Annotated in this window: 25 protein-coding genes; 15 read left to right on the top strand and 10 right to left on the bottom strand. The window is 39.1% G+C overall.

The window, feature by feature from the left end:
* Nucleotides 1–101: 101 nt before the first annotated feature.
* From BLP85_RS00455 to BLP85_RS00410, 11 genes are all read left to right on the top strand, one after another.
* Complete coding sequence (locus BLP85_RS00455) at nt 102–1,721, top strand: hypothetical protein (protein WP_092818183.1); 1,620 nt, start codon at nt 102–104, stop codon at nt 1,719–1,721.
* Between the two features lie 54 nt (nt 1,722–1,775).
* Nucleotides 1,776–3,005 carry a hypothetical protein gene (locus BLP85_RS00450; protein WP_092818181.1) on the top strand — a complete coding sequence of 410 codons (1,230 nt, stop codon included), beginning with the start codon at nt 1,776–1,778 and terminating at the stop codon, nt 3,003–3,005.
* Nucleotides 3,005–3,310 carry a hypothetical protein gene (locus BLP85_RS00445; protein ID WP_092818179.1) on the top strand — a complete coding sequence of 102 codons (306 nt, stop codon included), beginning with the start codon at nt 3,005–3,007 and terminating at the stop codon, nt 3,308–3,310. Before BLP85_RS00450 ends, BLP85_RS00445 begins: the two co-directional genes overlap by 1 nt.
* Entirely contained in the window at nt 3,307–3,693 is a 387-nt protein-coding gene (locus BLP85_RS00440; RefSeq protein ID WP_092818178.1) for a hypothetical protein, read from the top strand. Before BLP85_RS00445 ends, BLP85_RS00440 begins: the two co-directional genes overlap by 4 nt.
* Before the next feature lie 14 nt (nt 3,694–3,707).
* On the top strand, nt 3,708–5,687 hold the full coding sequence (locus tag BLP85_RS00435; protein ID WP_409449171.1) for a hypothetical protein: 1,980 nt from the start codon (nt 3,708–3,710) through the stop codon (nt 5,685–5,687).
* On the top strand, nt 5,680–5,913 hold the full coding sequence (locus BLP85_RS00430) for a hypothetical protein (RefSeq protein WP_092818175.1): 234 nt from the start codon (nt 5,680–5,682) through the stop codon (nt 5,911–5,913). The genes BLP85_RS00435 and BLP85_RS00430 overlap by 8 nt, the downstream gene beginning before the upstream one ends.
* Nucleotides 5,914–5,981: 68 nt before the next feature.
* Entirely contained in the window at nt 5,982–6,368 is a 387-nt protein-coding gene (locus BLP85_RS00425; protein ID WP_086197398.1) for a hypothetical protein, read from the top strand.
* A 100-nt stretch (nt 6,369–6,468) separates the two neighbouring features.
* A complete protein-coding gene (locus BLP85_RS14885; protein WP_171259613.1) occupies nt 6,469–6,618 on the top strand; it encodes a hypothetical protein in 150 nt (49 codons plus the stop codon).
* A gap of 76 nt (nt 6,619–6,694) precedes the next feature.
* The gene (locus BLP85_RS00420; RefSeq protein WP_092818174.1) at nt 6,695–7,282 is read left to right on the top strand and encodes an N-acetylmuramidase family protein; all 588 of its coding nucleotides are present in this window, start codon (nt 6,695–6,697) and stop codon (nt 7,280–7,282) included.
* Between the two features lie 89 nt (nt 7,283–7,371).
* Nucleotides 7,372–7,653, top strand: a complete 282-nt coding sequence (locus BLP85_RS00415) for a type II toxin-antitoxin system RelE/ParE family toxin (protein ID WP_086197396.1) — start codon at nt 7,372–7,374, stop codon at nt 7,651–7,653.
* Nucleotides 7,654–7,677: 24 nt separating this feature from the next.
* Entirely contained in the window at nt 7,678–7,962 is a 285-nt protein-coding gene (locus tag BLP85_RS00410) for a HigA family addiction module antitoxin (RefSeq protein WP_092818173.1), read from the top strand.
* Nucleotides 7,963–8,002: 40 nt separating this feature from the next.
* On the opposite strand, the gene BLP85_RS00405 is transcribed toward BLP85_RS00410, so the two are convergent.
* A complete protein-coding gene (locus BLP85_RS00405) occupies nt 8,003–9,109 on the bottom strand; it encodes an ImmA/IrrE family metallo-endopeptidase (protein WP_092818172.1) in 1,107 nt (368 codons plus the stop codon).
* A gap of 12 nt (nt 9,110–9,121) precedes the next feature.
* Nucleotides 9,122–9,832: a hypothetical protein gene (locus BLP85_RS00400; protein ID WP_092818171.1), complete on the bottom strand. Its 711-nt coding sequence runs from the start codon at nt 9,830–9,832 to the stop codon at nt 9,122–9,124.
* Between the two features lie 388 nt (nt 9,833–10,220).
* On the opposite strand from BLP85_RS00400, the gene BLP85_RS00390 reads away from it, so the two are divergent.
* On the top strand, nt 10,221–10,427 hold the full coding sequence (locus BLP85_RS00390) for a hypothetical protein (RefSeq protein WP_092818170.1): 207 nt from the start codon (nt 10,221–10,223) through the stop codon (nt 10,425–10,427).
* Nucleotides 10,428–10,453: 26 nt separating this feature from the next.
* Here the strand turns inward: BLP85_RS00390 and BLP85_RS00385 are convergent, their stop codons facing one another.
* A complete protein-coding gene (locus BLP85_RS00385) occupies nt 10,454–12,235 on the bottom strand; it encodes a DUF4209 domain-containing protein (RefSeq protein ID WP_092818169.1) in 1,782 nt (593 codons plus the stop codon).
* A 29-nt stretch (nt 12,236–12,264) separates the two neighbouring features.
* The gene (locus tag BLP85_RS00380; RefSeq protein ID WP_092818168.1) at nt 12,265–12,621 is read right to left on the bottom strand and encodes an Arc family DNA-binding protein; all 357 of its coding nucleotides are present in this window, start codon (nt 12,619–12,621) and stop codon (nt 12,265–12,267) included.
* Nucleotides 12,622–12,824: 203 nt separating this feature from the next.
* On the opposite strand from BLP85_RS00380, the gene BLP85_RS00375 reads away from it, so the two are divergent.
* Nucleotides 12,825–13,622, top strand: a complete 798-nt coding sequence (locus BLP85_RS00375) for a BRO-N domain-containing protein (protein ID WP_092818167.1) — start codon at nt 12,825–12,827, stop codon at nt 13,620–13,622.
* 370 nt (nt 13,623–13,992) lie between these two features.
* On the opposite strand, the gene BLP85_RS00370 is transcribed toward BLP85_RS00375, so the two are convergent.
* Both BLP85_RS00370 and BLP85_RS00365 read right to left on the bottom strand, forming a co-directional pair.
* Nucleotides 13,993–14,478, bottom strand: a complete 486-nt coding sequence (locus BLP85_RS00370) for an Lrp/AsnC family transcriptional regulator (protein ID WP_092818166.1) — start codon at nt 14,476–14,478, stop codon at nt 13,993–13,995.
* 270 nt (nt 14,479–14,748) lie between these two features.
* Nucleotides 14,749–15,615: an alpha/beta hydrolase family protein gene (locus BLP85_RS00365; protein ID WP_092818165.1), complete on the bottom strand. Its 867-nt coding sequence runs from the start codon at nt 15,613–15,615 to the stop codon at nt 14,749–14,751.
* A gap of 118 nt (nt 15,616–15,733) precedes the next feature.
* Here BLP85_RS00365 and BLP85_RS00360 point away from each other — a divergent pair, with 118 nt between their 5' ends.
* Nucleotides 15,734–16,204, top strand: a complete 471-nt coding sequence (locus tag BLP85_RS00360; RefSeq protein ID WP_092818164.1) for a hypothetical protein — start codon at nt 15,734–15,736, stop codon at nt 16,202–16,204.
* 74 nt (nt 16,205–16,278) lie between these two features.
* Here the strand turns inward: BLP85_RS00360 and BLP85_RS00355 are convergent, their stop codons facing one another.
* Together BLP85_RS00355 and brnQ are read right to left on the bottom strand one after the other, a co-directional pair.
* Nucleotides 16,279–16,521, bottom strand: coding sequence for a hypothetical protein (locus BLP85_RS00355; RefSeq protein WP_092818163.1), 243 nt, complete (start codon nt 16,519–16,521; stop codon nt 16,279–16,281).
* Between the two features lie 466 nt (nt 16,522–16,987).
* Nucleotides 16,988–18,280, bottom strand: coding sequence for a branched-chain amino acid transport system II carrier protein (gene brnQ / locus BLP85_RS00350; RefSeq protein ID WP_092818162.1), 1,293 nt, complete (start codon nt 18,278–18,280; stop codon nt 16,988–16,990).
* A gap of 359 nt (nt 18,281–18,639) precedes the next feature.
* On the opposite strand from brnQ, the gene map reads away from it, so the two are divergent.
* Entirely contained in the window at nt 18,640–19,434 is a 795-nt protein-coding gene (map, locus tag BLP85_RS00345) for a type I methionyl aminopeptidase (protein ID WP_092818161.1), read from the top strand.
* A gap of 425 nt (nt 19,435–19,859) precedes the next feature.
* Here map and BLP85_RS00340 read toward each other — a convergent pair whose 3' ends face one another.
* Both BLP85_RS00340 and BLP85_RS00335 read right to left on the bottom strand, forming a co-directional pair.
* Nucleotides 19,860–20,759 (bottom strand): LysR substrate-binding domain-containing protein, encoded by a 900-nt coding sequence (locus tag BLP85_RS00340; RefSeq protein ID WP_092818160.1) that lies wholly within the window; start codon nt 20,757–20,759, stop codon nt 19,860–19,862.
* 96 nt (nt 20,760–20,855) lie between these two features.
* Complete coding sequence (locus BLP85_RS00335; protein ID WP_092818159.1) at nt 20,856–21,560, bottom strand: SIR2 family NAD-dependent protein deacylase; 705 nt, start codon at nt 21,558–21,560, stop codon at nt 20,856–20,858.
* Nucleotides 21,561–21,581 lie beyond the last annotated feature (21 nt).

Below are 21,581 nucleotides of genomic sequence, written 5' to 3'. Positions count from 1 at the left end.
AAGTGGCTCTGGCTCATCACTACCGACAGCCACAGTAACCACTATCTATAAGCCACAGTCAAACCCGTGGGCAAATTATGTTGCCGGTTAAGTGAGGAAATATGACAATTTATCAATCACAGCCAAGTAATGTTGCTCTTGGAAATACAACATATAAGGCTTTTTCTGAAACGACAGGAATTAAAGCGCATTACCGCGATGCTTCCGGCAGTACATCGGGAACGAAAGCTGTAACGAGTGGTGATTTAAAGTTTGATCTCACCTATGGTTTCAGTGAGCAGATTTTATCTGGATCGGTACGTTTTAAACTGGGCAATAGCACTTTTATTGATCGTGACGGATTGATTTACCGAGATGTCAATCCAAGCAATGGCAGTGGTATTCAATCCGGGTTGATTCGATTGGGCACTGGTGAAATTGAATTGAGTTCATGGACACCAGGGCAAACCAATTCATTAACGCTTGAATCTCTGATCACCACAACCGATCTACCGCCAATCAATAAGATCAGCTTCAGAACACCAATTATTCCGATCCGCCCGCAGTCGATGACCATTGTTGTGGCCTCGCTTGAACACGGACAACTTACACTGACAGCTGATGAAAATGGCGTGATTGAAACCAGTCGGGCGCATGGTCAGGTGAACTGGGATAATGGCTTTGTCACGATTTACTTTTACACCAAAACTAAAATCACTGAAGCCAACCGGGCGGAGATTGAGGCCAATGATTGGTATGACCCGTTGCTGGAGTACCAGGAAGGCGTGGACACTTATATCAATGTCCCAGTTTGGGTAGACGCTTCATCAGTGCGATACAACGCAGTGGCCTATACCTACATTCCTCTGGATTCTGAAATTTTAGGCCTGTCTGCTACGCGCTTACCGATTGATGGCCGGGTGCCGATTTTCCGTGTTGGTGGTATCGGGATTGTCAGCTCAAGCAAAGCTCAGGAATTACCAAGTGTAATTGCGGGCACTACATACAATCTGAATGATCAGCGCATTTCATGGGCAGAACTGGAGGATGCCAACGGAACGAAAGTACCGTTTGATTTATACACGGTCGATTATGATTATGGCCGTGTGACATTGGGCGGTGACTTTGTGTTAGGTAATCTAGTTGCACCGCTGTCAGTGAAATACCGCTATCAGGATATGGGTCTGATCCGTGATGTACAGATCAATGGCCAGCTAACCTTCACCAAGCCTTTAACTCATAACTATGATGCGGTGGATACGATTGTGGGATCTGCTTTGGTTATTGGTGATATGCAGGCACGTTATACGCGCAAGTTTGTGCAAGGTTCATGGAATGGTACTTGGGCGGATGAGCCTGTGGGTGCCACAATTCCAGCCAATTACAACGATGCACTGTATCCGATTCAGGTCACAAACAAGGGTGCAATTCAGGAACGTTGGTATATCCAGTTTACAAGTACAACAGACTTTCGTTGTGTGGGTGAATACTCTGGTCAGATCGGAACTGGCACCATAAATGCAGACTATGCACCAATAAACCCGGTCACTGGTGTGCCGTACTTCACGATCAAGAAGGAGGGTTGGGGTAGTGGTTGGGTTAATGGTAATGTCTTGCGCCATAATACAGTGGCTGCCAATTTCCCGGTCTGGGTGATCAGAACAGTGAAGCAATCCGAACCCACGGTACTATCCGACCAGTTTCAGATCATGCTGCGTGGCGACATTGATCGCATTGCTTAAAAATTTAAATCAAATATGACCGCTATAAGCGGTCTTTTTTATGAGTGAATAAAAATGGTTGCAAGTACAGATATTAAGTTCTATACACATACCAATAACAATGCACCACAACTTCAAAATGCTTACGGTTCAATGATTGGTGTTCTAGATGCTTGTTTAGTTAACGGAATACAAGTTGGAATTGTTAGTTCTCTTACTGCAATTGGAGCAGTAGTCACTGCAACATTTAGTGCCGCCCATAATTTATTGCAATATCAAGTCATCATGATTACTGGTGCGAATCAGGATGAGTTCAATGGCGAGCACCGCATTTTAACCGTACCAAATAGCAATTCGATTACATTCCAGCTTGCATCCACACCTAGCGTTGCTACTGCTAGTGGAACAATCAATTGTTCTTTACCACCATTAGGTTTTTCTAAGCCGTTTAGCGGATCAGGAAAAGCCGCATATCGATCTACGAACACTTTATTATCTAGTCGCCCATATTTGCGCGTAGTTGATGCAATTGATCCAGTGTGGAATCCATCTTATGCTAAATTTGCAAAAGTTGGCATTGTTGAAGCCATGAATGATATTGATGATCTTTCAGGTTTTCAGGTTCCATTTGATATATCAGCATCAAATAAGAATTGGGAAGGTACTGGCAGCGGTAGTGCAGCATCAAATGGTTGGGCGAAATGGTATTACGCATTAAGCTCTGCAGCACATATTTCACAAAATGAAACTCAATCACCGGACAATGGAATTAGGCCGTGGCTTATATTTGGTGATGGTGATGTATTCTATCTATTAAATAATGTCTCAATAAGTGATGGTAACTATATTATGCATGGTTTTGGTGTAATAGATAGTTTGCTACAAGGCGCTGGTAATGACACTTTCTTAATTTCATGTCTAAATAATTCTATAGCATCAACAAACCAAACTGTTGCTGAAAAAATTGGTGGTGTAAATGCATTTAAAACTATTTGCTTGCATAAAGGATTAACAGGTTCATCTAGCATTGATGCGTTCACAATGGGGCTTGTCTGGGATATGAACTATGCAAGTGGCTGGTTTAACACAATTGGTACATCAGCAAGCATAAATCAAATGACTTCTCAACCCATTCTTTATGAAAATTTTGTGCCCATCGGGAAAATGCCGTTGCTACATTGGTTATATACAAAAATTCCGCTTAATTCAGGTGTGAGTGGTAGAAATGTAGATTTTTCATTCTATCCAGTAGGCGTATCAACAGGGATTGTAAGAGCAGGGCAAATATTGATGAGGATTATGTGATGGTTGTACTTACAGTTATTGATAATCCAGTTATCTTGGCAAGACAAGATAAAAGCAATCCCAATTCATTTGTTGGTAGTTGTTTCAGAGGGAGAATTGCTGGCTCAATTAAAAAGTTAGGCTGGTCATTGGATGCAAGAGTGATCTTGCTCAACAGACAAACATTTGAAAATGTTGCAACTACCGTATCAAACTCGGGAAGTTATGAATTTAATAGTGTTCCAATGGCAACATATGTGGTTATTGCATTTGATCCAGATTCTCAATATAACGCAGTCATTCAAGATAACGTGGTGCCGAAATGAGTAAAACATCAATTAATGCTCGGCTTGCCATGATTCAAGCCTTTGCCAACTTTATGGATAACGGTAGCCAAAGTGCTACCGTTATTTTTTATCAAGGCGTACAGCCTACAAGCCCAGCGATTGCAGCAGACTCAAACAATGCTTTGGTGATGTTAACTTTTCCCGAGCCATGCATTAAAGAAACAACAACCACTCATGTAGAGTTTCATTCAACTGATACAGCCACTGTGATTAAAGGGGGTACAGCAACATGGGCGCGTATTTATAACGGTGCTGGTGAAGTGGCTGCCGATCTTAGCGTGGGTACAGATATTGCGCTTGATAATACCAATCTTGTACTGGGCGGCTCATTGTCGGTGATATCAGTAAAACTCAGACCATAAATTGAGGTGTGCATGTGGAAATTAATAACGAGATTGATGCACATCATATAGACCTTGATTTTAAAAAACCTTTTGAAACTGTAGATGCCCATAATGTTGTTTTAAATTTTGGTGATGAAAGTGCTGTAGATAACGCAATCGTAGACACGGTACTCGATACCGAATTCAGCTTTGAAGTTGCTGCAGTCTTTAAAGAAACTACTGATGTCACCGGGCAGATTGATACAGTCTTAGACACCAGTTTTAGTTTTGAAATTGAAGCCGTATTTAGTGAAAATCTGTGCACGATTGATGCAGTTTTAGATACTGGATTTCAGTTTGAAATTAAGGCGGTATTCGATATCAATCACCTGGTTGGCGTGTCTTATGGCTTTGACATGCGATATCAGAAAGCGATTGCATGTCTGAGTACTGCAGAAATCCCTTGGGCCAAGCCAATATTAAGAGTCTCGAATGAGGCTCTTTTTTATGAGCAGGGCTTGGTGATTTCAAATCAGGCCACTATTCAGCATGAGCAAGCAGGCTCATTAACCCGAGCGATTAGATCGCTACATGAACAGGCGACCGGTTTAAATTCTGATGCATATGTAATCTGGGAAGAAGCTGATAAGCGCTTTATTCATCAGCTCTATGCGCATCAAGAAACAATCAAGCTACGTCATAACCGCGAAGCTGTTTGGCAAGAAATGATCCGTAGGCGCAAGACATTTGCTTACTCACATGAAGTGGCGCATGTCTTTGAAAAACGTTTCTCATTTGAGTGGGATAAAGGCCTTGAGATTATTACCAAGTCAGATTTGCCATGGGACAAAGCCAAAGCAATTCATTACCGCAAGCACCCGGTTCAACCCTGGCCAAAGCCTGAAATACCTAAATATGTTGGCTCAACAGATCTCAATTTTGTTTGTCTGTGTCATGACGTTGATTCACATAATGTTGTTTTAAATTTTGGTGCAGATGACTGTATTCCAGCTCTGCCGAAAAGGAACTGGTGGTATATCGTGAATGTATTAACAGCCGAGCGATTAGATACCGGCGAAAAAATTAAAGTGATTGATGGCACCTATAGTACCAGCCGATCACAGTGGTGCTGGACCTATTCCGTTACTGTGGCACCCACCGAAAAAGAAAAGCTTCAGCCAATGGATGGCCAGCCGGTGATTTTAAAAGTCATGATCAATGGATTCGAGCATCACATTCTGCTTGAGGACCCAGAAGAAACTCGACGCTTTGCCAGTGTGCTATACACTTACCCGGGCCGAAGTGTTACTGCATTAAACTCTGATAAATATGCGCCTTCGCGTTCATTTATCCAGGATAATGAACGCACCTCTGTGCAGTTGGTACAGGCTGAAATTGATCGAGCTCAATCTAACACCACTCTGGACTGGAAACTGATTGATGAACTGGGCTGGATCGTACTGGTTGAGAGCCTAAGCTATGCAGAACTTGCGCCAATCGATGCAATTAAACAGGTGGTTGATGCGGGTGGTGGCTTTATTTATAGCCAGAAAGCAGGCAATACACTCACTATTTTGCCTCGGTACCAGAAAGGCTACTGGGATTCACTGACCGTATCTGACTACGATATCCTGCTGCCTGAAAGCGTTGTGATACAGCAAAACATCAAACAGAACGATGAATATATTGCTGACTTCAATGCCATCACTGTAGTGAATAGTCGCAGCGGTGAAAGCTTGAAAGTACAGCAGCGTGGCACATCAGGCGATGTGCCATTGGAAGCAGTCACAGGACCACTGTTTAACGTGGTATCCGGTGCCAGCTTTGGCAAGGCAGAGTTGATCAAGGCAAATATTCAGGAGTTGCATACCTTTGCAGATCTTCCGGTAAGCCAAGCAATTGGCGAAATGCTACCAGGTAAAACCATTGCTTTTAATGGCCAGTGGTGGGGTGTGATTGATGGGGTGAGTGGTCGTTTCTCACATGAAAAAGTGAATGAAACTATTACAGTGGAGCGTATCAGTCGTGACTAATCCTTTATTTGAATTACGAAAGCTTCTTAATCCAACCCATGCTGAATACCGTGGCACCATTACATCGGTGAATCATCCGGAATACCGGGTGCAAGTCGATGGCGGATCTGGTCCAGTGCTCTGCACATCAGGCACCACTTACAATTTAGGTGCCCGGGTGTTTATTGCAAATCAAGCTATCTTGCGACCTGCACCCAGCGGGTCACATTCAGAAATTGAAGTTTAAGTAAAAACAAACCAATGGCACCCAATCGGGTGCTTTTTTATTGCCAAAAATTAGGGGTAATTAAGTAAATGGAGCCAGTCTCTACAAGTGGCATAGCCACATTTTTAAAGTTCTATGGAATGGTTATTGTCACTACTTTAGCTATAGCCATGGTGGCTACAGTTGTTCTTATGATGCGTTTTCCACGTTCACCACAGGAATGGGCTGTCGGTTTGATCTGTACGGTTGTTTCCAGTCTGGCAGGTGGAGCATTCATCATTGTGAAATGGGGGCTGCATGAATGGGTTAGGGATATATGGGGAGTTATTGCTTTAGGCGGTTTCTTTTTTGTATGCGGATTGCCAGGCTGGGCTATTGTCCGGTGGACCTTTAACTTCATTAATAAACAGGAAGGTAAAACGATTATTGAAGTAGTCAAAGAGCTTAAAGATGCAAAAAACGATTTAAGAAAATAGTTATTCATGCTCAAAAGATAAAACCCCGATGCTGGAAACATCGGGGTTTTGTTTTTCCAATCCACAGAGACAGAGTAAGTAAAGAGGAAAAGTATTTCGTATGGAGCATTTTAAACCAGTAGTGGAGCTTATAAAAGTGTCTATTGAAAAATACGGATTGTGGCAAACAATATTTGCATTCTTAGTGTTATTTTCCATTCCGATTTTGATTTGGAAATTACCAGAGATTATTTCAGCAGTTAAAGCCTAAACCGACCCAATATGAGGTCGGTTTTTTATTATCTATGCGCCTTAAAGCGCATTTTTTTCGCCTATAGGAAAGTGAAATGAATAAGAAACTTACTGAAGCACAAATTGCAACACAAGCCAAAGTATTGGGTATTGAAGTTGCAGCACTCCGGGCTGTGATTGAAGTTGAGTGTAAAGGCTCTGGCTTTAATGCAGATGGAACGCCGGTCATTTTATTTGAACGGCATGTCATGCGTCAGCGTTTGATCGCAAACAAACGTGATATCGATCTGAGTCTAATCAGTGCTGAACGACCAGATCTATGTAGTAAGTCTACCGGTTCTTATGGCCTGTATTCTGCTCAGCATGGACGATTAAATGCAGCTGCTCAATATCATCGGGATTCTGCCCTTGAATCTGCATCTTGGGGATTAGGGCAGGTGATGGGCTATCACTGGCAGGCTTTAGGTTATCTATCATTACAAACCTTCATTAACGCAATGTACAAAGATGAGGCCTCACAGCTTGACGCAATGTGCCGGTACATCCAGGTAAATAACCTGGTTAATGCTCTGAAGAACAAAGACTGGAAAGCCTTTGCACGTGGATATAACGGTAAGGCATACGCAAAGAATAGCTATGATATTAAGTTGGCGAATGCTTATAAGAAGTGGTCAGTTCAATAAACTCTATTTTAGATTAAGGCTCATCTCTATACATATTTTCCAATGTGGTGTATATTGTATATATACGCTATACGAATGGATGCTAAAGCTTGATTAAGAGTTTTAAACATAAAGGTCTTCAGGCTTTCTTCCAAACTGGTACGACATCAGGTATTCAAGCAGCCCATTCTGCCAAATTGCGTTTAATACTTGCGGCATTGCATGCTGCATCTACAGTGAATGATCTGAGAACACCACCCAATTGGCGTTTGCATAAGTTGAATGGGAATCTGCAGGATCAATGGTCACTAACTGTAAATGGTAATTGGCGGGTAATTTTTAAATTTGAAGATGGTGATGTCTACGTTGTCGATTATCTGGACTATCACTAAGCTTTCAGCTCAGGAGTACTAATCATGAATATGATGTTTAATGCACCTCATCCAGGCGAAATGCTGCGGGAGTATATTGGTGAAACTCCTGTGACTGAGGCTGCTCAAGCTCTAGGTGTTACGCGAGCAAATCTGTCTCGTATTTTGAATGGCCATACCGGTATTTCGGCAGATATGGCGATTCGTTTAAGCGAGGCTTTAGAAACTTCACCAGAGTTTTGGTTAAATTTGCAGATGCAGCATGACTTATGGATTGCGAGTCAGCGTCAGCGACCAGTCATAAAAAAATTGGTTCAGGATTTTGCATAAATAGAGCGCCGTGAGGCGCTTTATTTATATAGAACCGAGATTATTCGACAAGATATAACTTGTGTTTTTTCTTTGGAGATTCAATTTTAGCTAAGGCATCAAATGTTAATTCATTAAAATCCTCTTCAGAAATTCCAATTTCATCAAGCATTTGATTCTTATCAAATGAAGGTTGGGCTGCTAATACAGAGATAATTTTAGGCAGCATTAAGCTTTCATCACGATGAGTTTCTTCAGGCTCGTTAATGTTGTAACCCAAAGAGTTAATTTTCATCGAGTTACTTCGATTAACCCAGTCGCTAATTAACCCAAGCTTATGTGCTTTATAGTTAATAGCTTTTAAGGACGTCCGCCAAACCTTTTTATACTCAATCATATTCTCAAGTGAAAGGTAGCGTGGGGCTGTTGCGAAGAATGAATCGGTCGGCATTAAGAATTCGGAAGAAAACTGGTCTGCTTCTGTTTCTAGGACACGATTATCTTTTTCGACACGAATTTTCTCATTATGCGTATGCATAACAATATGGCCAAGTTCGTGTGCACAATCGAAACGAGCTCTTTCGGCTGACTTGAATGTATTTAGAAAGATAAAAGGGCTTCCACTTTCATCATCAAAAAAAGATAGAGCATCAATTTCTCTAATTTCTGTAGGCAACCTAAATACACGGATTCCTTTTAGCTCACATAATGAAACTATATTGTTGATAGGTTGGTTACCTAAAGCCCATAGCCCCCTGAGTTCAGAGGCTAGATGGTCAGCATATTTAGACTCCCCAAGAAACTCGGTAATGTCTAAATCTGGGCGCTGAAATGTTGGTAACTTTACTTTCTGATTCAGGTATTTGTTAATGTTGATTGCTAAAAGTGTATATGCCTCATTAGCTTTTCTGTGCTGTGCCTTAATACGGGCAACAGATCTATAAAATATCCTGTCGGTTTCGTGAGGTTGTGTTTCATACCCCATAAAGAAAGACATAGGTAAATTTAATACACGACATATTTCAACTTGATCATTTTCATTGATTTCTTTTTCCACATCCAAAAGTTGCTTTACCTTAGAGATAGAGCAACTTAATTTTTCTGCGAAATCGGTATTGCTAAGACCGCGTAACTCTTTAGCAATACGTAAACGATCTTTATTAAACACATTAACCTCAGATTAAACTACAAGCTGAATATCAAAATCATCAGGTTTAATTTCATCAGATGGTTCCAATACTGGCTTAGGATCAGCTTTTACAGGAAGTGTATTATCTATCTCAAATGCAATTCTGCAAGTATGGTTGCTTGGCAGAATGGAGATTTTTTCAGCTTTTGAGTTTTGTACAAAGCTAGTTGGATATGCAAACTCAAAAGGAATTGTTGGGATATCAATACCTTTGTAAGCTGGATGAGAGGCTGAAGGGAAGTACAAAATCCATGTCCGCAATTTTGTCTCATCATCATAAGTCGACTGATTTTCTTTAATGTTTTTTAAGGTCATAAATCCTTTCTCACAATGTGCAGAAACAATTTGGTCAGCATGACCTAAAGCAATATTGCCACTCATAAAAATGATTTGAATTTTCTTAGCTATATTCTCAATTCTTGGCTGACTGTCATTGTGAAATACCCAAGCAGGATCAGAGTGTCGAAGCAGTAAAGCAAGCTGCTCCCCAATTTTTCCCCAGCGTGCAATAAAGCGGGCACGGTTATAGTAAGTATTTGTCCTAAAGTCAGCATCGCCAATCATGATGGCCTGTCTTACTAGCTCGAGATCAGGTAATCCTAACTGTTTAGCTTTTTTGACTGCATCTTCACCTTTGAAAAAATTACAGGGCTTGGGTTCAGAGGGTTGCATTGATTCTTCATCGAGAAGATTTAAATTCATGAGATATACATCCTAAAATAGCGAATGTCTTTTTTATAACATCTTTTGATGTTTGAAAAAAGACATTTTTAAAAATATGTGCTATCTTCAGCAGCAACTTGAGAATAAGAATGTTATAGGGGAGTAGATGAGTAACTTATTCATTAACCATAAATATTGTCCTGAATGCGGTGGGCGTATCAAAGGCTATTATTACTACTGCGGTCGATGTGGAAACCAAGATGTCATAAATTGGAAATACACAGGTATATTTTTGATGATTGCTGCTTTAATTTTTCTTTTCGCGATATACTTTCTAACTAAGAATTTTTGTGAGAATCCATTTTTTTCACAAGTAGAATTTTGCAAAATCTTTAGTGTTTAAAATTTATAAAAGGATAAGTAAAGAATGACTGAAATTGTATATATCAGCACTAATCTTGGAACGAGTTGTAAAGAGTGCGAACAATGGATTGATGGTTCACAGGATTTTGAGGGTAGTGTGAACCACTATCTTATAGAACACAGTTATAAAATTGAGCACATCGGCTCAGAGACTATAGACGGTCCAGATGGTAAGCCTTGGCTTACAACGGTTGCAGTTCTATCTAAGTAATAAGGAAAGCGCCTAATGGCGCTTTTTTAAATTTTATTGAGGGAAATAATTCTCAAAACTAATAACCATGCATAAAAAGTATCAATACGGTTAATTGAATTATCATTTAATAGGCCATGTGCGACATTGTTTCTTAAATTAAAACCAATATTTTCAGTAAAAAGAGCCTTAATCTCAAATATTGTATTTTCGTCAAACAACTGGCTTACCTCAGGCTTTTGCATTAATGAACTTAAACCTATTTCATTTTGAACAGATGTTTCCTTGTCATATACGATTGTTGAAACTCCTAAGGTTTGAAGCTGCACTCTAACTAAATTTTCTAATTGTGGTGCAAGAATATGTATTGCTTCACAAAATTTAAAGTTAAATCCATAACCTATTCCTAATTTAAATAACTCTTTGCGATCTTCAGGTACAAGTGCTGAATTATCTATTAAATCAGAGATGAAATTTTCATTAATTTCATTTTTGAATTTATTTATTATAAAATCAAATGCAGGAAAAATGCTTGAGAAAACATGATAAGTAAAAAGTTGATTAAACCAAAAAAAATTCCTATAAGTTAGATAATTTTTTATCAAGTCCTCGTTATCTAAAGTTTCAGGTCTTGGGGGGCTGTTGTGTATTATTCTTCCATCTGCTGAATAAGCAGTTTCATTATTAAATAAAGAGGAAAATAATAAAGGTTCTCTTAAGTCTTTTTGAGAAAATTTTTCTAGTGTATTAAAAAATATTTTATTTTTTTGAAAATTGAATAATTTATTTAAAGACTCATTTAGATCTAAGTCTTTTATTAGGTTTAGATGTGAATCAACTAAATCTGTAATATCTATTTTTTCTCCTTCATTTTTATTTATTTTATCAATCATATCTTTACCAGCGATTGAAATTTTATTTTGCAATAATTTCATTAGTTCTTCATAGTTTAGACTGCTTCTTTGCATTATAGGTATTTTTGATTCTAGAATTTTCTTTAATCGTATTAAGTATGAGTGATTTGTGAATATTGGAGTCGTTTCTCCTACAATATTTTCAATTCCATTAAACAATATATTTATTCCTAATATTTTTTTATCTGCTATTTTGGAGTAAATTTCATAACAGTGCACATAAATATATAATTTATCTTGAGCGAATTTTTCGTCTTGTGTATTTTTTATCAGTTTTTCTGCAATTGAATTAAAGTCATGTTCTTTGAAAAAACTAAAATCATTCAAAAGCATCACCATTTGAAGTAAAGTATATGATTCATCAATATCATTAGTATTTAATATTAAGTTATATACATTGGTGGCAATTAAATTAAATAAATCTTGATTTTTTGTTTGCGTGGATAGAGTTAATGCACGTCTAATGAAAATAGGAGTATCAATCATTCTCCAAGTTTCAATAGACAAAGGAATTTCGGAATAACTTTTTAATGCTAATTGACTATTTTCATACTTATTTTCTCTGCTTGTTATAAATTTTAAGTCATATAGTCTAGCTCTCAATGCAGGTGAATTAATTGAAGAAATTAATTCATTACTTAGATTAAATATTCCATTGAAATAATCATCTATATTTTCACCTGTCTTTTGGTGCGTTACGGATCCATCTTTAACTATAGGTTTTTTAACCAAATAAGGTTCACTCTTTTTCTTTGCATCTAGACTTATGGTTTGAATGATTATTTTTATTGCTTTTAAATCATCATGTATATTATTTTTATACTCTAAGTTACCTATTTCCCACTGTATATCATCTAAAAGCGCAAATTTAACATTGGTTTCAATGATTTTGTTGAGTTGCTCGATATGTTTCATAATTTCCCTTATGTAATAATTAATAAAATTTAATCCCTAAAGCTCTCACTTCTAGGAATAGAGTACCAGTAACGTATTTTTTTCCCGTCATTTAAAGTTTCAATATTGATTAGTTGATACTGAGGATTTCTATAAAAAACATCAGAAATCATACTTTCAACACGTGCAGTCCTTTCATGAAGAGGTTCTTTTGGATAATCTTCAATACAATTCATGTCTTGGAAATAAATAGAACGGCCAGAGTCTGCTTTAGTGTTTAATAATGCTTGCTCCAAGATGTTAACGATCTCACCATTCATTGTTCTATTATTTAATTTAGATCTTTCTTCTAGAATAGATTTCAATTCTTGCGATAGTCGTATTTTTAGCTGTGCATCTTCAGTCATTGTATGAGCTCCGTTTGTTGATAGAAAGCAATTTAACAGATTGACTTGTGAACCACAATGGTTTAATTTTGGTTTAAATATGAACCAAAATATCCATAACCTCAGATTGAGGGTGTGGAGTTTAAAAAGTTCAAAACAAAAAAAGCCCCTACAACTTGGCGGAAGGAGGGGCTTTCTATCTAAACCCTGCAAGGAGATTAGACATGAACAGTCTATCATTTAATGACATGAATTTTAATCCAATTAATCAGAATGATGATCAAATTTGGATAACATCATCTGAACTAGCTCGAATGCTTGGATATTCACGATTAGATAAAGTAACTCAGATCTTTAATCGTAAAGCTGACGAATTTACCTCTAAAATGACTAGAGTTATCGAGAACCCCTCTAACGTCAATTTGACGTTACGGATATTTTCTTTACGTGGCGCTCATTTAATAGCAATCTTTGCCCGCACAGCTGTTGCCAAAGAATTCCGCAAATGGGTACTCGACGTACTGGAAAAAGAAGTTCTGCAGCAGCAAATTGACACTCGAGTAAAAATAAACTCAGAACAGCAAGCTGAACTTAAAGAAATTGTTGACCGACGTGCTCAAGGTGAACGCAGACTTCATGCAGAAATGTGGTCACGTCACAACAAACACTTTCGCATCACACGTTACAGCGAACTCTTGGCTATTCATTTTCAAGATGCTGTAGATTACCTGGAAACGATGCAGATCAAGGCAAAAGGGGATATTCATATAGATGAAAATCAATCTATAGAAATGCTCTGTAGTCATGCTCGCCTATTTCAAGCATGGTGGAATACCCATAGTCCGACATTGGCCAAACTCAATCCGCAACTGGTCTATATGTTGCATGACAATATGTTCTCTATGAACCATGCCATATCGGATCTATGTAAAAAGTTTGGTATAAGCCTTCCAGCCTATGACTATGACCATATGTTTGAACTGAAAACATTTCCGCATGAACGATACAGATTACTGAAATAACAAAAATACCGCCTGAAAGGGCGGTTTTTTATTTGAGTCTACAAAAATTCTAAATATTTCCCCATGCTTTAATATCTGCTTGATGTGAAAATATTCCCATGTTTTCATTTTTATAATTCAGTGTTTTGCTCATAAATCAGATGATATAATTAATACTAACAAGCAGTTATTACCTGTGGATAACTTTGTATTTACGCCAGTTTTACGCCGATTAATTTTAAGTTGTTGATTTCAGGCATTAAAAAGCCCCATGGTTAGGGGCTAGTCGTATGCACATCCAGGGCACATACTGTAAGAGGCTCATCTCATACTGCGCGTATTAAAACATAAATACATTCGTTTGTGTGATTGAAATTCTTAATCTTTCAGATTATTCAATCATCATTAAATCGGCAGTATTGGCCAGTTTTAAAGGCCTTAAGGCAAAAATCGAACGGGTATGACGGATTCCATTCATGCAATATAAATTTTTACGCAGAAAACGCTCATAGTGTTCCGAATTTTTTACCGCAACTTTGACCAGATAATCATAATCTCCCGTGACCAAATGGGCTTCCACCACTTCAGGCATATTGGCTAGGGCTTCACTAAACTGTTCCAGAATTTCATCATCATGACGTTCCAGGGTAATCTCAATAAAAAACAGCTCATTAATACCAATCGCCTTGGGATTGATATTGGCGGTATAGCTATCAATGACTTTCAGGTTTTCCAGACGCTTAAGACGCGTCCAGCAAGGAGAGGAAGACAAACCGACTTTTTCAGCCAGTTGCGTCACCGTTAAACGGCCATCACGGTGAAGTTCAGCAAGAATACGGCGGTCAATCTTGTCCAAACTGTAATTATTTTCCTTCATAACACAAACTGCAAAAGATTCTTCTGAATAAATGTTATTTATAGCATGAATATGCTGTTTAAAAGAAAAATCATGGAAAGTTAGGCAAAATTATTGGTACAAAGGTTGCTAATATAAGCACATCAACTCAGAGTTGTTTGGGTCAATAACCTTGAGTGTGCATACGGCACCTGTGTAGCAATACATCAGGTGCCGTATGCATTTTGAGTGATGAAAATAGAAAATATTGCAGCAGATAACGGATCAAATGGTGAAGAATGAAAAAGGAAACTAGACAGATAGGTGCTGTTCAATCACCGGCCACAAGTTTTGATGAGATTTCCTAAACATCAGCATATGACCTATGCCTTTGTGCCCATATTCCTGCGGTTGCAGTTCAATCATTTCTGTATGTGCTTTGGGATATAAACGCAGCAGGTCTTTCACATTGGCTTGAGTGGCGATCTCATCATCCGTTGCCCAAATGGACGTAATTGGACAGGTGATCTGGTTGTGATAATCATGTGCGGATGCCACTTTTTTACCAATTGCGTTGATGATATAACCTGGTTTGCTACAGAACTGTGCCCATTCACGTGCCACATCTTTAGGCAAGTTTTCGCCCATGCCGATAGCCTGGGTTGGGCCATATCCTTTGGTAATACGTGCCAATGGAAAAATGACATTAAACATGACAGGAGCGAGCAATCTGGTACGGCCCTTTAAGCCTTTAACATGTCCTGTTGAGCCTGAAACCGCGACGACTTTGGCTACTTTTTCATGGTTAGGCACAATACCCAAAAGCTGACCGCCAGCACTGTGACCCACTAAAATGACCTGATCTGCTTGAGTTTTATATAATAAGGTTTCTATTGCAGCAGGAATATCCAGTTGCCCCCAATCTACAATACTGGCTTCAGATTGGCTAACCGGACCATGTAAAGAACGGCCAATTCCGCGGAAGTCAAAACTCAAAACATCATAGCCTTGCGTGGTTAACCATTCTGCAAAAGCTTGATAAAAATTTTGGGTAATCCCGGTTGCTGGGCAGATGAGGACGGGACAATTCTTTTTTTGCATAGCGCTGGCCGTATAAAAGCGAGCGCTGAGTGAATATCCATCTTTACAGGTAATTGTTAATGCTTCAAAAGTGTTCATATGAGGGAATATAGGATAAGTGGGTATGATGACTACTGTAGCTAAGTTCTAAAAAGAAACTTGTAAAATGAATGACTTTAAAGTCAAAATAACGGTCTAAAAATAAGGATATAAATCAATGGAAGCGGAAAATTTAACGCAGGCCGTAGCTTGGGCAGTGCTATTTAGCGGTATTTTTCTTTGGGTGGGGATGCTGACCGGAATATGGAAATATTATCAAATCAGGCAGTCAGCACAGGCACGTGCGCATTATTATGTCGATATTGCGCATAGAAGCAGTTTGCTCTATGCACCTGCCAGCCTGATTATTGCAGTTTTAGCCTATTTTTCAGTATGGAATGAACTGCTCAATTTAATCTTGGTATTGATCAATCTTTTCTTTTTTAGCTTTTCAATTTTAAGCTATATATTGCATGGCTGGCTGAAAGATACCACCAATCAGTTTAAGCAACCGCATCAGGTGGGACGTTGGCATTTACCGAAATGGATGCTGAGCAGTGCAATGATTTTGCTGATCGTCGGGGAATTGGGGGCTACAGCAGGATTATTGCTGGGTACAATGAGGGGCTTGGGCAAGATTTTAATTTGATGGCTTTTTTTTTTAAGTACTTGATCATTAATCTTTTTAGTTCTTTTTAAGATGGGTGATAGTTCACCCATCTTTTATTCTGTAGATGTATTCTGCTTCTGGTAACGATATTTCTGATCGACTATAGCCCACACATAGAAAGCCACCGATACAATAAAAGCATATATGAAGAATTCAGGCTTTAAATTGCCTTGAATTAAACCATGAATAATGAGCGTCACAAGCAGAGCAGCAGTGGTACTCAGATAAGTGACCATATTCTTATTTGCTTTTAGAGCGTTAATGAAGATTTCTTTATTGAAATGTAATGATAACATCTCCACCCCTCCGGTTGTTTATTGACCTAAACCTAATTGTTTTAGTCAGATTAGTTTCTAATGTTGTACTTGTTATTTCATTTCATTTCAATAGTAAATGTCATTATTTTGTAATAAAAGCATGTTAATGCATAAATAAACATGATGACCTTATTCACATGAATATTGGTTATTTTTAAGCATATATCTATGCTTATCATCTGCTTGTGAATGAGAAACCATTAAAGTTACAACAATAGTGAATATAAAGAAGCAATATTGATGCCAGTCTGGAAGTGCATCAATGTCTGAAAGGAGATTACAGGGATAATTTGCCTGGTAGGGCTGATTTTATATTTTTAACAAACCGTATTGGGGCGATGAGAATGTAAACAATAAAACCCAGTTTGGGTAAAACATGGCATTTTATTGATCACGGTTAAAATCTGGTTTGGGTAAAACGAGATTTTAATCCTATCAACAGCGGTTATTTTCTAACTTTGTCGATGACGATGGCAATAATCAGCACAATAATAGAGGGAATCAGCCAGGCTAAATTTTGTGCATTTAAAGGTAAATTTTGAATGAAACCCGGTAAGTATGCTTCGAGTCCTGCAACTTTCAGGCCGTCAAAAATACCGAATAGCAAAGCCACTGCAGTGACGGGTGCAACCACATAAGCGGGCTTGTTGAAAAATTTCCACAAGAAGCTCAGTAGAATCACCACAATTGCCGGTGGATAAATGGCACTTAAAACAGGCACAGATACTGCAATCAGTTTGGTTAAACCGAGGTTTGAAATGATGAAAGAGAATCCCACTAAAATGAAAACCAAAATTTTATAAGGAACTTTGGTCAGTTCCGAGAAGTATTCTGCACATGCACAGGTTAAACCAATCGCTGTGACCATACAGGCCAGGAAAATCATGCCGGTCAGGAACACCGAGCCAATATCACCAAAAGCATGCTGCACATAGGCATGCAGGATCACTGCACCATTGGCTGCATTTGGCGCGACTTCATGGCTGCCTAAACCGAGCTTGAACAGGCTTAAATAAACCAGAGTTAAACCTACACCAGAAATCAGGCTGGCAATCACGGCATACTTGGTGACCAGTTTTTTATCCGTTACGCCACGTGAATGAATCGCGTGAATAATGACAATACCGAAAACCAATGCACCCAAAGTGTCCATGGTTAAGTAGCCATTGACAAAACCTTCAGAAACCGGGGCAGCAACATAATTGTTAATTGCAGGTGGAATGAATCCGGCAGGAATGACAAATGCGGCGATACCTAATACCGCCAAAGAAATAATCTTTAAAGGTGCCAGGAAATGACCGACAGTGTCGAGCAGTTTATTGGGGTATAAGGAAATAGCAGTGACGACTGCAAAATAAATTGCACTATAAATGAGCAGACTGCTACTTGATGTTCCAAAATAAGAAGAAAAACCGATTTCATAGGAAACCGTGGCTGTACGAGGCGTTGCAAATAAAGGACCAACAGCTAGATAACATACAATGGTTAAAATCAGACTGGCGACTTTACCCAAAGGCGAACTTAAATTCTGGATTGATCCTTCTACACGTGACAGTGCCATAATGGTGATAACAGGCAGACCAACTGCGGTAATCAGAAAACCTAAAGCAGCTAACCATACATGTTCACCCGCTTGTTGAGCGACAATTGGTGGAAAGATAATATTGCCCGCACCAATAAAAAGTGCAAAAGTCATAAAACCCAAGGCAATAATATCCCTTGTACGGAGATTTGTCATAAATGGGGAGAGGAATTAAAAAAAAAAGCGATTTTAGAGGATATCCGCGCTTTTTTATAGTTCCTTTTATGAGACTTATAAATTTTAGTAATTTAATCATCCACTAAAATGAGCAACTGGGAAAATTTAAGTCTATTTATATATTTGATTAATGGGTAAAAAATAAAAAAATATAAAATATTATTCTTTTTTAATTATTTAAGTAATTTTTTAATTTTCGGTTAGGGTTATTTAAATGTATATAAATTAATCACACAGTTGGCTAAAAAGGTTCAAAACTCCACTGTTTATCTGCTCATATTAAACAAAATTAATGTAAAAGGACTATAATCATAAGCCTTATTCCTGAGGATGATGCAATGAAAGCTTCCACTATTACCATTAAAACTGAGCAAGATTTAGAGAAACTCCGTATTTCCGGACGTTTGGCTGCTCAGGTTTTGGAGATGATAGGGAAGTATGTCAAGCCTGGAGTAAGTACGGAGTATCTGGATGATATCTGTAATGATTTTATTGTGAATACCTTAAAAGTAATTCCGGCCAATGTAGGCTATTATGGCTACACCAAAACCACCTGTATCTCTCCAAATGAAGTGGTGTGTCACGGTATCCCATCGCCAAACACCATTTTGCAGGATGGTGACATTATCAATATTGATGTGGCAATCATTAAAGATGGTTATTTTGGCGATACCAGCCGGATGTATTATGTCGGAAATGTAAAACCGGAAGCGAAAAAACTGGTTGAAACCACCTATGAAGCCATGGTGGCCGGCATTCATGCGGTGAAACCGGGCGCAACTTTAGGCGATATCGGTTTTGCCATTCAATCGGTGGCTCATCGTGAAGGTTATAGCATTGTCCGTGAGTATTGCGGTCATGGCATTGGCAAGGTTTATCATGAACAGCCGAATGTGCTGCATTATGGGCAGCCTGGTCAAGGTCTGATCCTTAAAAAGGGCATGGTTTTTACCATTGAACCGATGGTCAATGCAGGCAAGGCGCGTGTCAAAGAGCTTAAAGATGGTTGGACCGTAGTGACTGCTGACCGTTCCTTAACCGCCCAATGGGAACACATGGTTGCTGTAACAGATACCGGTTTTGAGCTTTTATCTCCTTGGCCAGAAGGTACCGGTACATATCCTGAAATTTAAACGAGAAAGATAAAATGAAATAGATTGTTTTATACTTTGGTATAGAATTGTTGATTTTATGTTCAAATAAAGTTTTAAAATCTATTAATTTTAATTTAAGTTGTTAATTTATATAATAAAATTATTTTTATTATTATTTTGTAATATATTTTATATATTAGATTTATATATTTTTTCTTTGTACTATACAACTATAGATTCTAGCTGTAGTTTCTTATTTTTCCTTATTTAAAGTTTATAAGCTTATCCACCTCGGATAAGCTTTTTTTTGCCTAAAATTTTGTATTACTCAAGTGAATTTTACTTTTTTGTGATCAGGCTAGCTGTTTATAGTGTGCAATTAACAACTCAAAGGCATTGTCCGCTGGCTTGAAGATAAACCTGATTGTTTTCCAAGATTGTTTTTCCAAGCAGAGGTATAGGTATTAATACTTGCTGAGCTGTTCCACCAAATAGTCGATAAAGACACGGACCGCCGGGAGCAAGCCACGGCGTGAAGGATAGACTGCATGAAAAATACCATGCGGTGCTTTCCAGTCCGGTAGTACACGTACCAGTTCACCACTTTGAACATAGTCCTGAACAATGCTGTCCGGCAATAACACAATCCCGCAATTTTGTCGTGCCAGTTGTGCCAGCATCATCAGGTCAGACCCCATCACCAGGGGATTGACCTTGATTTTCTTCTGCTGTTTTTTATTATCGTGTACAACAATATACTGGTCTAAATGCTCATCCGACATGCTGAGAATTTGATGATCGCTTAAATCTTCCGGCTGTTTTAAGTCGCCAAATTCATTCAGGTAGGCTTGGCTGGCAAACAGGTGCTGTTCGATATTTTCAAATTTGCGTAAAACCAGATTCGGGTCATCATCCAGATTAGAACGTACCCGGAGTGCCACATCAATGCCTTCATTGATGATATCGACACGGCGGTTACTGACAATGAGCTGTACCTTAATTTCAGGATAGGTTTTCAGGAATTTCGGTAAAATCTTGGCAATTTCATTTTGCGCAATTGAAACAGGCAGGCTGACCTTAATCACACCGCGTGGCTGAATGCTGAGATGATCGACCAGATCGTGGGCCGCTTGTGCCGCATTCATCATGACCTGGGCATGGCGGTAAATATTCATGCCAATGTCGGTTACGGCAAAATGGCGGGAACTGCGCTGGATCAGCCGCACGCCTAAATGTTCTTCCAGATTGTAAACGCGGCGGCTTAATTTTGATTTTGGAATATCGGTTGCACGTTCTGCTGCGCTAAACCCTCCATGTTCCACCACCAAGGCAAAGCAATAAAAATCATCAAGATCGGACAGCATTTAAGAATTCCATTTATGCAACAATAAGCAGATTAAAAATTTATTGTTGCATTATGTCAATCGCTGCTGTGTCGTTTTGATATTGAACAGAATAGTTTAGTGCTGTTGTTCTAACCATTCTTTTAGATGTTGCATGCCTTGAGTAGCGGTCATCACAATTTTCTGAAATTGTGGTGGGAGCTGTTGCTGGTCCGCCTTGGGGTCAATATAGTAAGCGCTACAATGCGCTGGAATTTCATGAATTAAACCTGCCACGGGATAAACCTGCAGGCTGGTGCCAATCACGATAAAAATATCCGCATCCTGTACGCAGTCTTGTGCATCGGCATAAGCAGGCACAGCCTCGCCAAACCAGACCACATGTGGACGTAAAGGATAGCCATCCTTGCAGAAGTGTTTACTCAAATCCTGCTCAGAGCCTTCGACCGGATAGAATTCAGTGCTGTACTCAGCGTTTGGACCGGAGCTTTTCGCCAGCCGAATATTGCCATGCAGATGAATGACCTGGCTGCTTCCAGCGCGTTCATGCAGGTCGTCAATGTTTTGGGTAATGACATGCACATCAAAAAACTCTTCAAGTTCGGCAATCAGTAGATGGGCGGCATTGGGCTTGGCAGAGAGAATATGTTTGCGCCGTTGGTTATAGAAACGCTGGACCAGTTCCGGATCACGTTTCCAGGCTTCAGGTGTGGCGACGTCTTCGATTCGGTACTGCTCCCATAAGCCATCACTGTCCCGAAAAGTGTTGATGCCACTTTCGGCACTCATGCCAGCACCGGAAAAGACCACCAGTTTTTTCATTTTGGCTCCTGACTTGATTCA

The organism is Acinetobacter kookii (genome assembly GCF_900096895.1).
Lineage (GTDB): Bacteria > Pseudomonadota > Gammaproteobacteria > Pseudomonadales > Moraxellaceae > Acinetobacter > Acinetobacter kookii.
This window is presented reverse-complemented; position numbering and strand designations above follow the sequence as displayed.

What these genes read in the sequence shown, in the direction of transcription:
- BLP85_RS00400 (WP_092818171.1), bottom strand. Translation starts at nt 9,832, where the DNA reads ATGAATTTAAATCTTCTCGATGAAGAATCAATGCAACCCTCTGAACCC.
- BLP85_RS00370 (WP_092818166.1), bottom strand. Translation starts at nt 14,478, where the DNA reads ATGAAGGAAAATAATTACAGTTTGGACAAGATTGACCGCCGTATTCTT.
- BLP85_RS00410 (WP_092818173.1), top strand. Translation starts at nt 7,678, where the DNA reads ATGAATATGATGTTTAATGCACCTCATCCAGGCGAAATGCTGCGGGAG.
- BLP85_RS00455 (WP_092818183.1), top strand. Translation starts at nt 102, where the DNA reads ATGACAATTTATCAATCACAGCCAAGTAATGTTGCTCTTGGAAATACA.
- BLP85_RS14885 (WP_171259613.1), top strand. Translation starts at nt 6,469, where the DNA reads ATGGAGCATTTTAAACCAGTAGTGGAGCTTATAAAAGTGTCTATTGAA.
- BLP85_RS00440 (WP_092818178.1), top strand. Translation starts at nt 3,307, where the DNA reads ATGAGTAAAACATCAATTAATGCTCGGCTTGCCATGATTCAAGCCTTT.
- BLP85_RS00445 (WP_092818179.1), top strand. Translation starts at nt 3,005, where the DNA reads ATGGTTGTACTTACAGTTATTGATAATCCAGTTATCTTGGCAAGACAA.
- map (WP_092818161.1), top strand. Translation starts at nt 18,640, where the DNA reads ATGAAAGCTTCCACTATTACCATTAAAACTGAGCAAGATTTAGAGAAA.
- BLP85_RS00380 (WP_092818168.1), bottom strand. Translation starts at nt 12,621, where the DNA reads ATGACTGAAGATGCACAGCTAAAAATACGACTATCGCAAGAATTGAAA.
- BLP85_RS00340 (WP_092818160.1), bottom strand. Translation starts at nt 20,759, where the DNA reads ATGCTGTCCGATCTTGATGATTTTTATTGCTTTGCCTTGGTGGTGGAA.
- BLP85_RS00375 (WP_092818167.1), top strand. Translation starts at nt 12,825, where the DNA reads ATGAACAGTCTATCATTTAATGACATGAATTTTAATCCAATTAATCAG.
- BLP85_RS00425 (WP_086197398.1), top strand. Translation starts at nt 5,982, where the DNA reads ATGGAGCCAGTCTCTACAAGTGGCATAGCCACATTTTTAAAGTTCTAT.
- BLP85_RS00450 (WP_092818181.1), top strand. Translation starts at nt 1,776, where the DNA reads ATGGTTGCAAGTACAGATATTAAGTTCTATACACATACCAATAACAAT.
- BLP85_RS00355 (WP_092818163.1), bottom strand. Translation starts at nt 16,521, where the DNA reads ATGTTATCATTACATTTCAATAAAGAAATCTTCATTAACGCTCTAAAA.
- BLP85_RS00335 (WP_092818159.1), bottom strand. Translation starts at nt 21,560, where the DNA reads ATGAAAAAACTGGTGGTCTTTTCCGGTGCTGGCATGAGTGCCGAAAGT.
- BLP85_RS00360 (WP_092818164.1), top strand. Translation starts at nt 15,734, where the DNA reads ATGGAAGCGGAAAATTTAACGCAGGCCGTAGCTTGGGCAGTGCTATTT.
- brnQ (WP_092818162.1), bottom strand. Translation starts at nt 18,280, where the DNA reads ATGACAAATCTCCGTACAAGGGATATTATTGCCTTGGGTTTTATGACT.
- BLP85_RS00420 (WP_092818174.1), top strand. Translation starts at nt 6,695, where the DNA reads ATGAATAAGAAACTTACTGAAGCACAAATTGCAACACAAGCCAAAGTA.
- BLP85_RS00365 (WP_092818165.1), bottom strand. Translation starts at nt 15,615, where the DNA reads ATGAACACTTTTGAAGCATTAACAATTACCTGTAAAGATGGATATTCA.
- BLP85_RS00390 (WP_092818170.1), top strand. Translation starts at nt 10,221, where the DNA reads ATGACTGAAATTGTATATATCAGCACTAATCTTGGAACGAGTTGTAAA.
- BLP85_RS00385 (WP_092818169.1), bottom strand. Translation starts at nt 12,235, where the DNA reads ATGAAACATATCGAGCAACTCAACAAAATCATTGAAACCAATGTTAAA.